Origin of the sequence: Rubripirellula amarantea (assembly GCF_007859865.1) — a bacterium.
Lineage (GTDB): Bacteria > Planctomycetota > Planctomycetia > Pirellulales > Pirellulaceae > Rubripirellula > Rubripirellula amarantea.
The window spans coordinates 182794-197917 of sequence record NZ_SJPI01000004.1 but is presented as its reverse complement, the minus strand read 5'-3'; the positions used below and the strand labels follow the sequence as shown (position 1 = coordinate 197917).

General features: G+C 54.0%; 11 protein-coding genes. 5 read left to right on the top strand and 6 right to left on the bottom strand.

From position 1 onward, the window contains the following. The first annotated feature begins 22 nt into the window (after positions 1-22). Both Pla22_RS24645 and Pla22_RS24640 read left to right on the top strand, forming a co-directional pair. Positions 23-2980: a PSD1 and planctomycete cytochrome C domain-containing protein gene (locus Pla22_RS24645; protein ID WP_146517555.1), complete on the top strand. Its 2958-nt coding sequence runs from the start codon at positions 23-25 to the stop codon at positions 2978-2980. Positions 2981-2982: 2 nt separating this feature from the next. Further along, positions 2983-4404 (top strand): DUF1501 domain-containing protein, encoded by a 1422-nt coding sequence (locus Pla22_RS24640; RefSeq protein ID WP_146517554.1) that lies wholly within the window; start codon positions 2983-2985, stop codon positions 4402-4404. Between the two features lie 258 nt (positions 4405-4662). On the opposite strand, the gene Pla22_RS24635 is transcribed toward Pla22_RS24640, so the two are convergent. From Pla22_RS24635 to aroB, 6 genes are all read right to left on the bottom strand, one after another. Beyond that, positions 4663-5898, bottom strand: a complete 1236-nt coding sequence (locus tag Pla22_RS24635; RefSeq protein ID WP_146517553.1) for an NAD(P)/FAD-dependent oxidoreductase — start codon at positions 5896-5898, stop codon at positions 4663-4665. Positions 5899-6162: 264 nt separating this feature from the next. Continuing rightward, positions 6163-6837: a hypothetical protein gene (locus Pla22_RS24630; protein ID WP_146517552.1), complete on the bottom strand. Its 675-nt coding sequence runs from the start codon at positions 6835-6837 to the stop codon at positions 6163-6165. Between the two features lie 24 nt (positions 6838-6861). After that, positions 6862-8205 (bottom strand): acetyl-CoA carboxylase biotin carboxylase subunit, encoded by a 1344-nt coding sequence (gene accC / locus Pla22_RS24625; RefSeq protein ID WP_146517551.1) that lies wholly within the window; start codon positions 8203-8205, stop codon positions 6862-6864. A 3-nt stretch (positions 8206-8208) separates the two neighbouring features. Then, positions 8209-8685: an acetyl-CoA carboxylase biotin carboxyl carrier protein gene (accB, locus tag Pla22_RS24620; RefSeq protein WP_146517550.1), complete on the bottom strand. Its 477-nt coding sequence runs from the start codon at positions 8683-8685 to the stop codon at positions 8209-8211. A 118-nt stretch (positions 8686-8803) separates the two neighbouring features. After that, a complete protein-coding gene (locus Pla22_RS24615) occupies positions 8804-9937 on the bottom strand; it encodes a M24 family metallopeptidase (RefSeq protein WP_146517549.1) in 1134 nt (377 codons plus the stop codon). Positions 9938-9993: 56 nt separating this feature from the next. Then, positions 9994-11103: a 3-dehydroquinate synthase gene (gene aroB, locus Pla22_RS24610; RefSeq protein WP_146517548.1), complete on the bottom strand. Its 1110-nt coding sequence runs from the start codon at positions 11101-11103 to the stop codon at positions 9994-9996. A 121-nt stretch (positions 11104-11224) separates the two neighbouring features. On the opposite strand from aroB, the gene Pla22_RS24605 reads away from it, so the two are divergent. The 3 genes from Pla22_RS24605 (at position 11225) to Pla22_RS24595 (ending at position 15005) form a co-directional block, all read left to right on the top strand. Further along, positions 11225-11851 carry a hypothetical protein gene (locus tag Pla22_RS24605; protein WP_242632322.1) on the top strand — a complete coding sequence of 209 codons (627 nt, stop codon included), beginning with the start codon at positions 11225-11227 and terminating at the stop codon, positions 11849-11851. A gap of 185 nt (positions 11852-12036) precedes the next feature. Continuing rightward, on the top strand, positions 12037-13593 hold the full coding sequence (locus Pla22_RS24600) for a prenyltransferase/squalene oxidase repeat-containing protein (RefSeq protein WP_242632321.1): 1557 nt from the start codon (positions 12037-12039) through the stop codon (positions 13591-13593). A gap of 296 nt (positions 13594-13889) precedes the next feature. Further along, positions 13890-15005 carry a ferrochelatase gene (locus tag Pla22_RS24595; RefSeq protein WP_146517547.1) on the top strand — a complete coding sequence of 372 codons (1116 nt, stop codon included), beginning with the start codon at positions 13890-13892 and terminating at the stop codon, positions 15003-15005. The last annotated feature ends 119 nt before the right edge of the window (positions 15006-15124 follow it).

Sequence of the window (15124 nt, the reverse complement as noted above, 5' to 3'; positions counted from 1 at the left end):
GCTGGGTTAGAATGACGCGACCATGACGAACTTCAATCACAGCTTCACCGCTGCATTCCGCAGCGTTGCTTCTAGACGCCCCACTGCTGCGTTTAGGTTGTCAACATTTTGTATCGCAGCGATCTCAAGTTGTTTGTGCGTCCTGTTCGCTGGACCATACTTGCACGCGGGCGACGCCGTTCCCCAATTTTTTCGTGGACTTAATCTAAACGGTCCGCCGGTTACGATCGACGGACATGATTGGCAGGGCAAGCAGTCCAATCAATACGTCTGCAAAGACAACTCCTTTGCGAGCCCCGGGATCGCTTTGGTGCCGGCGACGGATGAAGCGCGAGCAGCCATGATTCACAGTAGTCGGTGGGGGGGCAATCAGGTGGAGCTGACTGAGATTCCAGAAGGCGAGTACACCGTCTTTCTTTACGTCTGGGAAGACAACATCGCCGAGAAGTTTTCAATCATCGTGAACAACCGTTTGGTCGAATCTCAGTACAACAGCGGTGCAGCGGGACACTGGAAACGTTTAGGACCTTGGTACACTCGATCGAAAAACGACCGCATCATCATTACAAGCCAAGGCGGTGCTGCAAATTTCTCCGGCGTCGAACTTTGGAAGGGGCGTCATGATGGCATCGAATCCGCTATCAGCGAACAAGAGCTTGCTTTCTTTGAGAAGCGAATTCGACCTGTGCTTGTCGAAAAGTGTTACTCCTGTCATAGCGCCGATGCGGATTCGCTAGAAGGTGATTTGTTGGTCGACTCTCGCGCGAAGATTCGCGAAGTGGGAATCAGCGGTGCAGCGGTTGTTCCGGGTGATCTCGACAACAGTTTGCTGATTCGTGCTATTCGCTTCGATGATGATGATCTGCAAATGCCACCGGACGAAAAACTCTCGGATGCTGAGATCGCGGATTTTGAGAAGTGGGTTGCGATCGGGGCGCCCGATCCCCGGTCGTCAGTCACGAAACACGAAGGCAAGAAGATTGATCTGACCGAAGCGAAAAAGTTTTGGTCGTTTCGTCCCATTCAATCGCCTGTTCTTCCGGAAATCAAAGATGCCGCTTGGCCGATCAACGACATCGATCGCTTCGTGCTCGCAAAGCTCGAAGAACGAGGGCTCACTCCATCGAAGGATTCTGATAGACGCGCGTTGATCCGAAGAGCAACCTACGACTTGACCGGACTCCCACCAACTCCGGACGAAACCGCTGCGTTCTTGGCTGATGAATCTGACTACGCTTTCGCCAAACTCGTTGATCGTCTGCTTGAATCGCCCCAGTACGGCGAACGTTGGGGGCGCCATTGGCTAGACGTCGTTCGCTACGCAGACACGGCGGGTGACAACTCGGACTTCCCAATTCCCGAAGCACATCGCTATCGCGATTGGGTGATTGATGCCTTTAATAACGATGTACCCTATGACGAGTTTGTTCGCGATCAACTTGCAGGCGATCTGCGCTCAAGTGATTCCGAGCAGCAATACTTTCGTCGAATCATTGCTACCGGCTACATCGCTGGATCGCGTCGATTTGGTTCGCGAGTGGACGACTATCCAACTCATTTGACAATCGAAGACACGATTGACAATGTGGGACGCGCTTTTCTTGGCATGACGATCGCTTGTGCTCGATGTCACGACCACAAGTTTGACCCGATCACTACGAAGGACTACTACGGGTTGTACGGCGTCTTCAATAGCACTCGGTATCCTTGGCCGGGGATTGAGCTCGACCAAAGGCAACGTGACTTTGTCCCGCTTGTGAAGCAAAAGCAACGCGAAAGAAGCGAAGCTGAACTCGCCGAGTGGTCCAATCAACGCAACCGACTTAACAAAACAGTCAAGGACCTGAAGGAATCACTGAAGAAAGCGTCAGACGACGAGAAGGAAGAGCTAAAGAAGAAACTTTCCGACTCGGAAGCTCGTTTGAAGTCACATGAAGCAACCCAACCGCAGACCGAACTAGCGTATGCGGTGGTTGATTCCCATACGATCACCGACGTTGCTGTTCAAATCAAAGGCGACCCAGCGAATATAGGCGACCTTGTTCCGAGGCATTTCCCGGCCGTTATGGGTGGCGGCGAGCTTCCCGAAGGTTTCGAATCCAGTGGTCGAGCCGAACTTGCGGAATGGATTTTGTCGGCTGAGAACCCTTTGCCAGCTCGTGTGATGGCGAACCGATTGTGGCAATATCATTTTGGTCGTGGGATTGTTCCGACACCGAATGATTTTGGAAAACAGGGAAAGCCGGCGACGCACCCCGACTTGCTTGATTACTTGGCTACCGAATTTCGCAATGACGGTTGGTCAATTAAGTCAATGCACCGGCGGATCATGCTTTCACGTACCTACCAGCAATCGAGCGTTCGAGACGCAAAGGCCGTCTCGGAAGATCCATCGAATGAGTATTTAGCGGGTTATCCCCGTCGACGACTAGAAGCCGAAGCGATCCGTGACACGTTGTTGGTGTTGGGAGGAAACTTAGATTCGTCGCCTGCAGGTGAGCACCCGTTTCCACCAAAGAACGACTGGAAATTCACGCAGCACAATCCGTTCAAGGAAGTTTATCCTTCTCGTCATCGAAGCGTTTACTTGATGACTCAGCGGATTCAGCGACATCCATTCTTGGCCATTTTTGATGGAGCGGATCCGTCGGCTAGCACGGCGGCTCGAACATCGACCACCACGCCGCTGCAGGCTTTGTATTTTCTGAACGATCCGTTTGTTCACGAACAAGCTGGCCTCGTAGCGCAGCGTTTGATTCGCGAGTCATCCGAATTTGATCAACGTGTCAACCAAGCCATCGAGTTGAATTTTTCACGCCAAGCGACGGTTGAAGATCGAAGCGATGCGGCGTCGTTCATGGAACGAGCTGAGGAATTATTGTTGGCCGAGAATGTTTCGATCGACGCTGCTGAATTGGAAGCTTGGTCAGCATGGGTGCGAGCGTTGTTCCGACTGAACGAATTTGTTTATCTGGATTAATTATGACTAAGTTCACAAGACAAAGCGGTTCGCCGTTGGCACGCCGCGAAATGTTGCGGTCGTTCGTCGGCGGATCTTTGATGATGCCAGCGTTGCTGTCGGAAATGCTGCACGCCGGTCAGACCGATTCGGGGCCGAAGAAGGACGCCGGTGATCCGCTTGCTCCGCGTGAACCTCATTTTGCGGCCAAAGCGAAACGCGTCATCTTCGTGTTTTCAAACGGCGGTGTCTCGCACATGGATGCCTTCGATCCCAAACCTGAACTGTTCAAAGCGGACGGGAAGAAAACGGGAACGGGAGGCGGCCTGTCTAATCAGCAACGAGTATTGTTGCGGCCGTTGTGGGATTTCAAACCTGGCGGCCAATGCGGGACCATGGTCAGCGACTTGTTTCCTTACCTACGCGACCAGATGGACGACGTATGCTTGATTCGCTCGATGAACGGCAACGACAATGAGCACTACAACGCTACCTTGGGAATGCATACCGGATCGTTCTTTTTTTCGCGTCCCAGCATCGGGTCCTGGGTGAGCTACGGACTTGGTACTGAAAATCAAGACTTGCCTTCCTTTATCGCGTTGGCACCGCAGATGCCGTACGCAGGAACGCAAATTTTCAACAATGATTTTTTGCCGGCCTATCACCAAGGTGTTCGCGTTGTCGGCGGAGCCGAGCCGATCGCGAACTTGAAACCCAGAGGTCATGCCAAGGGGCTGCAGGAATTAGAACTTTCGCTCGCCGATGTAATGAATAATCGCCACCTCGATTCCCGCGTTGCAGATTCGGATCTGTCGGCTCGGGTCCGAAGCTTCGAAACAGCATTCCACATGCAAACCGGAGCACCAGAGGCCTTTGACGTTAACCAAGAAGATGATCGTACCCTTGCTCTCTATGGACTCAAACGAGGCCAGAACGAAGGGTTCGGTTGGCAGTGTCTTGTGGCGCGTCGATTGGCCGAACGCGGTGTCCGCTTCATCGAATTGGTCGATGGAAGCAGCAGCAAGAATTGGGATCAGCACGCTGATATGGCCGAACACGCCTATCATGCCAAGAACATCGATCAGCCACTCGCGGGTTTGTTGGTGGACTTAAAAGCTCGCGGGATGCTGGAAGATACCCTGGTCGTTTGGACAACAGAGTTCGGTCGAACGCCTGGAGTCGATGGAACGAAGGGACGCGGACACCACAGTGCGTGCTTCTCGTCTTGGCTCGCTGGAGCAGGAGTTAAAGGTGGGATGACGTATGGTTCGACTGATGAGATCGGGGCAACGGTGGCGGAGGACAAAGTCCATGTTCACGACTTTCACGCAACGATTCTGCACCTGATGGGCCTTGATCATGAGCGATTGACCTACCGATATGGTGGCCGCGATTACCGCCTCACCGATGTGCATGGCAATGTTGTTAAGGCAATCCTGTCGTAGCCAACGCGTATGAAAGCCGTGCTCGCTTTTAGTTTGCTCGCGGTTAAATTGGAAATCTACCTTTCCATTGAGACTCTGGCCTGTGTCGCCCTCACTCAGCGCGTACGACTAGCGGTTTCTATAACCAGAGTTCTCTACACGCCGTGTGCTGGTTATGCCTAGATCGCTGGGTGGGTCGAAGACCTAGGCATGAGATGAGTTGTGCCGCACCCAGCAGGACTGGCTCAATAGATGTCCAAGCGGATTGCGAGTGGCGGTTTAGACCGCGGCTTTTCCGCGTGCGATTGACGCTTCCATGTCCATGAACATCTTGCCGGCCTCTTCATGGAACACTCGTCCGATGAGCAGATCCGTCACGTTGCCTCGGTGCTCGGGGTGTTCTTTCATGAAGCGACCAATGCTGAATTCTTTGTTGTAGAACGCGTGAACCAACTTGCGTACCCAATTCGCTCCTTCGCGGAAAGATTCAGTCCAGCATCCAAGTTGGTCAGCCGAAAGGTCATTTTTCTTGAACCCTTCGATCACGGCATCCCCGGCTCGCACACCCATTTCCAGCGCGAAGTAGACGCCAGAAGAATAAACCGGGTCGATAAATCCAAACGCATCGCCTACGAGAACCCAGCCATCGCCCGCGGTTTTCTTTGCCATGTACGAGAACTCTTTGGTTGTCTTGAGTTCACCTAGTTGGGTCGCGTTGGCAAGTCTGCTTTGCAATCCTGGACAACGGGCTAACTCTTCCGCATAGACTTGCTCTGGCTTACCTCGACCCTTCAGCATGTAGTCATTGTCACCCACGCACCCGATGCTCGTGATGCCTCTGGAAAGCGGGATGAACCAGAACCAAGAGTTCTTGCCTTCGGTCTGCAGAATAATCGTAGCCCCTTCGTTGTCTCCTTCGCCGCGAACAGCGCCTTGGTAGTAGGTCCAGATGGCAGCTTTCTTAAGGTCAGGATTGATTTCTTTCACGCCAAGCTTGTTGGCGATAAAGGATTGCTGGCCGGTTCCATCGATAACGACTTTCGATTCAATCTCGTGGACTTCTCCATTAGCATCACGAACACTGACACCCGTGGCGGCACCGCTATCATCGAAGTGGACATCCAACAGACGAGTTCGGTCAAACGCGTCGGCCCCCAGTTCAGCAGCACGATCGAAGATCATTTTGTCGAATTCGCTTCGTTCGACCTGCCAAGTGGTGCTGCATTCGCGGTTGTCGTGCTGCCTAAAGAAGAACGGTTCTGATTCCTTACCATTATGAGTAACGAACTGAACGCTCTTCTTCGCCTGCCAACCTGATGTACGAACTCGATCGTTCAGACCAAGTCGCTGCAGAGGCCAGTAGGTTTCCGGCATTAGCGATTCGCCAACGTGGAATCTTGGCATCGCATCGCGCTCGATCAGCAATGTGCTGAGACCACCTTGGGCAACAATGGCGGCGGCCGAGGCTCCGGCGGGGCCACCACCTACAACTACAACGTCATACGAGCTTTTCATCATTGAATTGGGTTTCACAACTACTCGGGAGAAATCTGAAACGTTGACCGCGTGGTTTTGTTACCGCAATTATAGACTCGCGATAACCCCTGTGTGGGAAACGATTAATGGCAACGTCCCCGGTGGGATACACCTGGTCGTAGGATCCTGCGCGGTGAACGCCTGACGGTGGCATTTTGGAGGTGGGATTCTGAGCGGTAAAACAACGGCGCGGAATGTTGAAGGCTTAGGCCAACATGGCTGTAAATTGATTTCGGTAGGTAATCACCGCCACAGCCAGTCGCGAAATCCGTCAACAACGAGCGTTTGATTGTTCAAGCCATACCAAGCGAGGATTCCCGCGATCGCGAACGAAGTGACCAGCATCGCTAATCCGCGACGAGGAATAGCATCTTGGCCGGTCTGCAACTCGCCTCGCAAGTTAGCCAACATCGCGGACCAAAACTTTACCGATTGGACGGGTTCGAAGGTCAGCACGCGGCAATAATCGAGACCACGAATGCCATCGATGCGTAAGCGAACATCAAGTGAAGGCAAAAAGACTTGCAGACGATTCGCATCGCCTGTCGATCCAGCGTCAATTTTCAAACACGCCCGCAGCAATGCGTCGAACGTTTCTTCGGGAGTCCGTCCGTAGACGACTAACTTTGGCGTAACCGTTAACGCGATCAACGAAACGGACAGGCTATAGAACGCGATCAGCGCCAGCCAAACCATGGGCCCGAACACCGTTGCCGCGGTGGTAGGAAACAGCAATTCGGCTGGCCCGGCGGCCACAAATCCACAGACGGCCACCGCGAGTGCGGCAACGTCGCGCGATCCCGTCGTCACCAAAGCCCGCCGCGAAAACCGAATCAGCCCCAAAACGAACAGGTACCCAACCAACGGCAACAAAGCCAGAACGAAGGTGAACGGTTCGATGGAAAAAAGCAGAGGCACAGTGGGTTAGGGCGGTAGGTTGGTTTAGCTCAGGAATTCACGTTCGACGAACTTCGTGTCGTGCTTGCCCGATACAAATTCTGGATGCTGGAGCACCTTGTCGTGGAACGACGCCGTCGTGTGGATTCCCTCGACTTGCAGTTCAAAGAGCGCTCGTCGCATTGTTGCGATCGCATCGTCTCGCGTTCGGCAATGAACAATCAACTTGCCAATCATTGAATCGTAGTACGGTGGCACGGTGTATCCGCCGTAGACATGCGAGTCAAAGCGAACGCCCAAACCACCGGGGGCAAACATTTGAGTGATCTTGCCCGCACTGGGTTGAAAATTCTTGTCAGGATTTTCAGCGTTGATGCGACACTCGATTGCGTGGCCTTCGCACTTCACTTGATCTTGAGTGAACGACAACGGCTCGCCTGCGGCGACTCGTATTTGTTCCTTGATCAAGTCGATGCCGGTGATCATTTCCGAAACGGGGTGTTCCACCTGGATCCGCGCGTTGACCTCGATGAAGTAAAAGTCGTCGTTCTGGTCAACGATAAACTCGACGGTGCCTGCGTTGGAGTAGTCCGCACCACGAATCATTCGCACGGCAGCTTCGCAAATTTCACGACGCCGTTCTTCGGGAAGGTTCGGGCTCGGCGCCTCTTCGATGAGTTTTTGGTGACGCCGTTGAACGCTGCAGTCACGTTCCATCAAATGGCACACGTTGCCGTGGTTATCAGCGATCACCTGAACTTCAATGTGACGCGGGCGTCCAATGTATCGTTCAAGGTAAACACCACCGTTACCGAACGCGGCTTCGGCTTCGGTGCGAGCTTGGTTGATCGCAACAGCAAGCGATTTTTCGTCCTCGGCAACGCGCATCCCTTTGCCACCGCCGCCCGCGGTTGCTTTGATCAGCACGGGGTAGCCGATTTCTTTGGCGGTCTTGATCGCGGCCTCGGGGCTTTCAATCAATCCGTCACTGCCGGGAACCACGGGAACATTGTTAGCGATCGCCATGCTACGGGCGGTATTCTTGTCACCAAGTTTTTCCATCGCCTGTGGGCTTGGCCCGATAAATTCAAAGCCGCTCTCGCGGCACACTTCGTTGAAGTGGGAATTCTCGGCGAGGAACCCATAGCCGGGATGAACCGCATCAGCGCCCGACACTTCAGCGGCTGCGATGATTTGGTCAATGCGAAGATAGGAATCACCCGAACGAGCCGAACCGACGCAGTAAGCTTCATCGGCCAGTTTGACGTGCATCGACTCGGCGTCGGCCTGGCTGTAGACCGCAACCGATTTGATTCCCATTTCGCGTGCGGCGCGGATGATGCGCAGCGCAATTTCGCCACGGTTGGCGATCAAGATTTTTTCAAACACGAATTATTTGTCCGGTTGAACGCGGAACATTGGCTTACCGAAATCAACGGCCTGCTGGTCATTGACCAAGATCTCTACGATTTTGCCACTGCATTCAGCAGGAATTTCGTTGAAGACCTTCATCGCCTCGACGATGCAGACCACCGTATCCGGACCGACGTGATCACCGACCTTCACAAAGGCGGGGGATTCTGGATTGGCTTTGGAATAGAACGTGCCAACCATCGGCGCATTGATGGTGATGGTGCCCGCGTGAGCATCCGCGGCCGGTGCAGCCGGTGCTGCTGGCGAGGGTGCCGCTGCAGCAACAGGAGCCGCAGCAGGGGCGTAAACTGGGGCGGTTTGGCCGCGCCCAATCTTGATCTTCTCATCGCCCTGTTGCAGGTCGACTTCCGAAAGATCGTGCTGTTCCATTAACTCGATGATCTCGCGAATGCGTTCAACGTCGAACACATCCTTTGGCTTACCGCCCTTGCTCATGCTGGACTCGTCGTCAGATGTAAAAGAAATGAGGGAAAACAATCACCGGCAGAACCGGACTGGCGACCAGCCGAGGCCGGTACTTTCGCAGGACCGTTTGCCCACGTCGACGCCCGTTTTACAGCATCAAACGACAATCATCGAGTCCCTTTGGCAGCTTGCCCAGAACCTCGCAGCCATTGGGGGTGATCAAAACGTCATCTTCGATACGGATTCCGAAATCGGCTTGAAAGTATACGCCGGGTTCAACCGTTACGATCATCCCCTCAGCCAACACATCCTCGGCCACTGCCGCTAATCGGGGGCCTTCATGGATATGAAGCCCGATTCCATGCCCCAGCGAATGCGAAAAAGCGTCGCCGAGGCCATGTTTTACGAGGATTTTTCGAGCTACCGAATCAACCTCGCTGCCTTTGATTCCCGGCCGTAGAGCGTCAATCGCAGCAAGTTGAGCCTCTAAGACGGCCCGGTAGCAGTCACGAAAACGGTCCGAAGCGTGCTCGCGATGCAGGGTGCGAGTGTGATCGCTGGCGTAGCCCAAGAATTTCGCCCCCCAATCGATAAGAAGCGTCGCCTCGTCTCCGATTTCTCGATCAGCGGGACGATAATGGGGCAGCGCACCGGTTTCGCCGGCCGCCGCGATGATCTCGAAGCTTACTCCCTCGGCACCCCGCGTACGCATGGCCGCTTCGAGCTTCCAAGCGATTTCACGTTCAGTCGTCTGCGGCGTCAGCGTCGGGATGACTTCCAAAAACGCGGCTTCGCCGATTTCGACAGCTCGGCGAGTGATCGAAATTTCGTACGCGTCTTTGATCTCACGAAGCGGCGTGACGAAGTTATCGAGCGGGACCAGCGAGGTTGAGCTGAGCGTTTTTTCGAGCGAATGAAATTGAGAAAACGTCACCTGATCTGCTTCCAAGATCAGTCGTTCCGGCATCGTTGTGCCGATAATCTCCTGCACTAAGTCGTTCATCTTTTGGCTGGGTGGGCGAATCGCGACCGGAACGCCGGGGCACTCATTTGCCAATTGAACTTGATAGCGGCCGTCGCTCAAAATCACCGCGTGGTCAGGTGTCAAAAGCAAGTAACTGCTGTCGCCCGTAAAGCCGGTTAAGTATCGAACGTTGGCAACGCTCGTCACGAGAGCTGCATCCCCAAGACCGCCAGTAACCATTTTCTCGATCAATCGTTGGCGACGATTGCTGTACAAGTCAGCCGGTGTGGGAAACGATGCGGGGAGCGTGGAGTTCATGATGGTGTATCAATCAAAAGAGTTGTCGCGTACACGCACGAAAATGAAAAGATCGACTAAGCGCAGTTATGAATGGCGTCCCTCACCAAAGATTCGTCAACTTCGTCAACCAATTTGACGTGGCCAATCTTGGTGGGCAAAACGAATCTCAATTTGCCGTGCGCAACTTTTTTGTCTTTCATCATGACGGGAAGCATCGCATCGACATCTGCGCTCGCCAGCGTTACGGGCAACTGACATGCTTCAAGCAATCGTGTTTGTCGATCGAGCAAGCCGGCATCACAAAGCTTCAAAGCGATTGCCAAACGTGCCGCCATTTGCATGCCGATTGAAACCGCTTCTCCATGCAGCAGTGTGCCGTAGCCCGCAGTCGCTTCAATGGCATGCGCAAACGTGTGCCCGTAGTTCAAAATCGCTCGACGACCACTCGTCTCTCGTTCGTCGGCACCAACAACACTGGCCTTGGATTGACAGCTTGCACTGATCGCGTGGCGAAGCGCATCTTGGTCTCGAGCAACAAGCTTCGTTGCATTGGCCTCAAGCCAACCAAAGAATGGAGCATCGTCAATAACACCGTACTTCACGACTTCCGCAAGTCCGCTCAGAAAGCTTCGCTCGGGGAGTGTTCCGAGTACATCGGTATCGGCGAGCACGAGCGAAGGTTGCCAGAACGCACCCACCATGTTCTTGGCACCGGGCAAGTTGATACCCGTTTTGCCACCCACGCTGCTGTCGACCATCGCCAACAAAGTCGTAGGAACTTGCACGAACCGAATCCCACGGGTGAACGAGGCGGCTGCGAATCCGGCTAGGTCACCAATCACTCCTCCGCCGACCGCGATTAACACACTGCGGCGGTCACAATTTTCAGACAGCATCCACTGCATCAGCCGATCAAACTGAGCGATTGATTTGCTTGATTCGCCGGATGGAATGGAGAGCGAACTGACGCGGATGCCTCGGTCGGCTATGTCCTTAGCAAGGGGAGCCGCCCAGTCAGACAGCACTGCTTCGTCGCTAACAATTACCGCATGAGTCAGGTCGGGGACGGCGCGGGTCACTCGTTCGGCGAAATCACCGGCCGCGCCGCTGGTCACGTGAATGTCGTAGCTTCGATCGCCCAAAGAAACATGGGTAATCGATGCAGGCTGGAGAGATGACGGCATAGAACTGGCAAATCTGAGTGGTTGGCAGGACTGAACGGGTGGGATGTCTATGCGGCATCGCTAACATGTGTGATATCCGATCGCGTCCGATGACTCCCCTTCATCCACAAAACTTTAATCCATGACCGATGCCTTGAGCGATACCACATCCGATTTGCACGCAGACAAGTACAACGATCCTCGTGCAAAAATTACTAGGCGGGGCATTTGGATCGGTGTCGCCGTTGTTGCCGTAGGGATGCTGGGAGCAGCCGGAAGTATCTATGTACGTAAGACCAAGCTTCAGAAAACGACCGAATTTTGGGGTGTTGATACGATCACAGGACTCCAATTGGCAGAGCGGATTGAGTTGCTACCGCTGGGTGCCGAGACGTTTCGAACCGTGGAACTGACCGCGACTCCGGGGCTGGGCCACCTTCGTCACGCGCTGCTTGATGAGCGTAGTTTTGATTGGGAGACGGTCGAAACGGCAAGCGTAGAATCGTCATGCGGCGAACAGGCAACTGCTGATGTCGACGAGCCCCTCTTCAAGCTAAAGGCCCCCTCGTGCGTTCAGTTACGATTGACCGACCCCACGGCAAATCGCATTGAAACGATTCAGTTGGATCTTAACTTGCAAAGCGGGTGGGTAGGGCCGAGTGATGGTTCCAAGCGAGTCCAATTGACCGAGTGGGTCCAGCCGAAGCTGCGAAACTATATCGCCACCGTCGTGAATGTCGAAGAAAAACGATACGATTTGCGAGACTGATCGTATCGCGGAAATTCGGTTTAAAAACGGTCGCGACGAACATTCGATACGCCCATTCGAGACGCCTGAGTACGACCACGGGATTGAAGCGTTTAGGCTATACTGCGGTGTAGTCGTATCACCTCATCTTATCCAGGCCCTACGCCGATCTTTGCCGTCGCCTCGATCTTGCCTTTAGAGAGCTTATGTCCAACGTGCCGGATGCAAATCGTTCCAACACCGTGCTGCCCGAGAGCTCGACTGAGATGGAAGAGGAACTAGACCAGCCAGTGCGGCGCGGTGGTTTCTTAAAGGCGATGCCGGCGTGGTTGGTTAGTACGCTCGTGCACGTGATGATTCTGTTGATCCTTGGCTTGGTCACGGTGGCGGACCCCACCAAGATCGTTAATGTGTTGACAGCCTCGGCTACGACGGAAGAAGGTCCTGAGATCGAAGAATTCACGATCGAGCAGATTGATCCAGGTGAAGTCGCGGAGATGGAAGAAGTCTCTGAACCGATGACTGATTTTGATGAGCCGATGGAAATGGTCGAGCCGACTGAAATGGCTCCCATGGAAATCTCCGAAGTCGCCCTCGATATGTCTCAGATGGCGGCTGAGATTTCATCGGCCACTTCAAGTCTGCAAACCCTGTCCCAGGCGACAATTCAGCCCTTGGGTGGTCGCAGCGAAGACATGAAGAAAAAGTTGCTGCGTGAGTACGGCGGCAACGAATCCAGTGAAGCGGCGGTGACCGAGGCGTTAAAATGGTTCTCGCGGCATCAGATGCCCAACGGAGCTTGGACGTTTGCTCATAGCCAAGTGTGTCGAGGCGCTTGCGGTAACCCCGGTGAACCTAATTTTGCCAAGGCGTATAACGCAGCAACTTCGATGGCACTGCTGCCATTCATGGGAGCCGGCCAGACTCATGTGCAAGGCGATTACCGTGAAGTCGTACTGCGTGGGCTGCGGTTCCTTGTCCAGAATGGCAAGGCAGGAATGAAGAACGGGATGCCAGTCTTGGATTTGATGGATCCGGGCGGCAATATGTACTCTCATGGGCTCGCTTCGATCACCCTTTGCGAAGCGTACGCAATGACCGCTGATCCTGAACTGCTTGGACCGGCACAAGCATCGCTTAACTTCATTGCCTACGCTCAATGTCGTGATGGAGGATGGCGTTACCGAGTCCAGGACCCCAACGGTGGCGACACGTCGGTCTTTGGATGGCAGGTGATGGCACTCAAGAGCGGCTACATGGGACACCTTTCAGTTCCGCCGATCACGATCCAGGGGTCAGTGATGTTCTTGGACAAAGTCGGATCCAACAACGGTGCGTTCTATGGTTACGACAAACCGGCAACCGCGTTTCGTCAAGGTACTACCGCCATCGGACTGCTTTGTCGCATGTATACCGGCTGGGACAAGACTCATCCTGGGATCGTTGAAGGTGTCAGCAACCTCGCCAATGCGGGCGTGAAGAAAGATGATCTGTATTACAACTACTACGCGGCTCAAGTTCTGCGTCAGTACGGTGGCGAAAAATGGGAAAAGTACAACGTAGAACTGCGTGATTGGCTTGTCGGAATCCAGTCGCAAGACTCCGGTTCAAAAGGGAGTTGGTACATCGATAGTAAGGTCCATGGCATGGAATCCGGCGGCCGGCTGTTGCAAACGTCGTTCGCGACGATGATTTTGGAAGTCTACTACCGTCACATGCCGCTCTACAGCAATTCAGCCTCCGACGAAGACTTCCCGCTGTAGTGCCCTGAGTAGTCCGCATTTGATTGTTCTGGATGGCCTGATCGAACATCGAAACGGGGGAATCAAAGCTGAGCTTGCAATGCTGGGCATTCAAGACTGGGCATTCAAAACTGGGGAATCAAAACTGGGGAATCAAAACTGGGGAATCAAAACTGGGGAATCGAGACTCGGAAACCTCGCAACTGGGCGATCCGAGTTTCGGTGTCATGCCGCACTGGCGAGCGAACTGACATTTGATTGCCAGCTTGCTAGAATCTTGAAACTCACTTCATTCAAGATCCGTTACGCAGTTGCTCATGTCTGACAACCTTCCCCCTTATGACTCTTTTTTGCTCGTTTCCTTTGGAGGGCCAGAGGGAATGGATGACGTGATTCCGTTTCTCGAAAACGTGCTTCGTGGCAAGAATGTCCCTCGCGAGCGGATGTTGGAAGTGGTCGAGCACTACCGACACTACGATGGCGTTAGCCCTATCAACGAGCAGAATCGGCAACTGCTAGACGCCATCAAAACCGAGTTTGCGTCGGCTGGTTTAGAAATTCCGGTGTATTGGGGCAACCGGAATTGGCATCCGATGTTCGCGGATACGCTGCGTCAGATGCGCGACGATGGATGCAAACGTTCGCTTGCGTTCTTCACCAGCATGTTCAGTTGTTACAGCGGGTGCCGACAATACCGTGAGAACATCATGGCGGCCCAGGAAGAGGTGGGTGAGGGAGCACCGATCGTCGAGAAGGTTCGTATGGGTTTCAATCACCCGGGCTTTATCGAGGCGATGTCAGAATCCGTCCGGGACTCAATGGCTCAGTTCGATACGGGCAGCGAAGAGGTTACCGTTCGCTTTACCGCGCACAGCATCCCCATGTCGATGGCCGACCACTGCGACTATGTCAAGCAATTGAACGAATCGTGTCGTTTGATCGCTCAGTCGTGTGAGTTACCCGATTGGAAGCTGGTTTATCAAAGTCGTAGCGGCCCGCCGACGCAGCCATGGTTGGAGCCGGATATCTGTGACGAAATAGAATCGTTGCATGAAGCTGGACAACTGAAAAAATTGCTGATCGTACCGATTGGCTTCGTCAGCGATCACATGGAAGTCGTGTATGACTTGGATGATGAGGCGGCGACGTTGTGCAAGAAACTCGGCGTGCCGATGCAACGGGCGGCAACAGCGGGAACGTCTTCGCCGTTCGTAAAGATGATCCGCCAACTGGTCGAGGAACGATTGGGGAAAACAAGCGAGCGACCCGCCTTGGGATCACTCGGTGCTTGGCACGACGTTTGTCCCGCCGACTGTTGCACCTATACGCCGCGACGTCCTGGTGCGACTCAACCGTCAAGACCCGACGCATCGCGTCCGTCGGCTGCTAGTGGTCATGCGTCTGGCGGTCGCCCCGGTACGAATCGTTCGTAAGGGGGGCGGACCAACCAGACCATCGCACAAGTGGTGTCCGAGGCCGGCCGGCCATTTCTGACCGACCGGCGGTGTTTTGTTCTGTGTTGTTGTTTGCTCTACCAGTCTTCAACCGATTC

What these genes read in the sequence shown, in the direction of transcription:
- Pla22_RS24645 (WP_146517555.1), top strand. Translation starts at nt 23, where the DNA reads ATGACGAACTTCAATCACAGCTTCACCGCTGCATTCCGCAGCGTTGCT.
- Pla22_RS24640 (WP_146517554.1), top strand. Translation starts at nt 2,983, where the DNA reads ATGACTAAGTTCACAAGACAAAGCGGTTCGCCGTTGGCACGCCGCGAA.
- Pla22_RS24635 (WP_146517553.1), bottom strand. Translation starts at nt 5,898, where the DNA reads ATGAAAAGCTCGTATGACGTTGTAGTTGTAGGTGGTGGCCCCGCCGGA.
- accB (WP_146517550.1), bottom strand. Translation starts at nt 8,685, where the DNA reads ATGAGCAAGGGCGGTAAGCCAAAGGATGTGTTCGACGTTGAACGCATT.
- Pla22_RS24615 (WP_146517549.1), bottom strand. Translation starts at nt 9,937, where the DNA reads ATGAACTCCACGCTCCCCGCATCGTTTCCCACACCGGCTGACTTGTAC.
- aroB (WP_146517548.1), bottom strand. Translation starts at nt 11,103, where the DNA reads ATGCCGTCATCTCTCCAGCCTGCATCGATTACCCATGTTTCTTTGGGC.
- Pla22_RS24605 (WP_242632322.1), top strand. Translation starts at nt 11,225, where the DNA reads ATGACCGATGCCTTGAGCGATACCACATCCGATTTGCACGCAGACAAG.
- Pla22_RS24600 (WP_242632321.1), top strand. Translation starts at nt 12,037, where the DNA reads ATGTCCAACGTGCCGGATGCAAATCGTTCCAACACCGTGCTGCCCGAG.
- Pla22_RS24595 (WP_146517547.1), top strand. Translation starts at nt 13,890, where the DNA reads ATGTCTGACAACCTTCCCCCTTATGACTCTTTTTTGCTCGTTTCCTTT.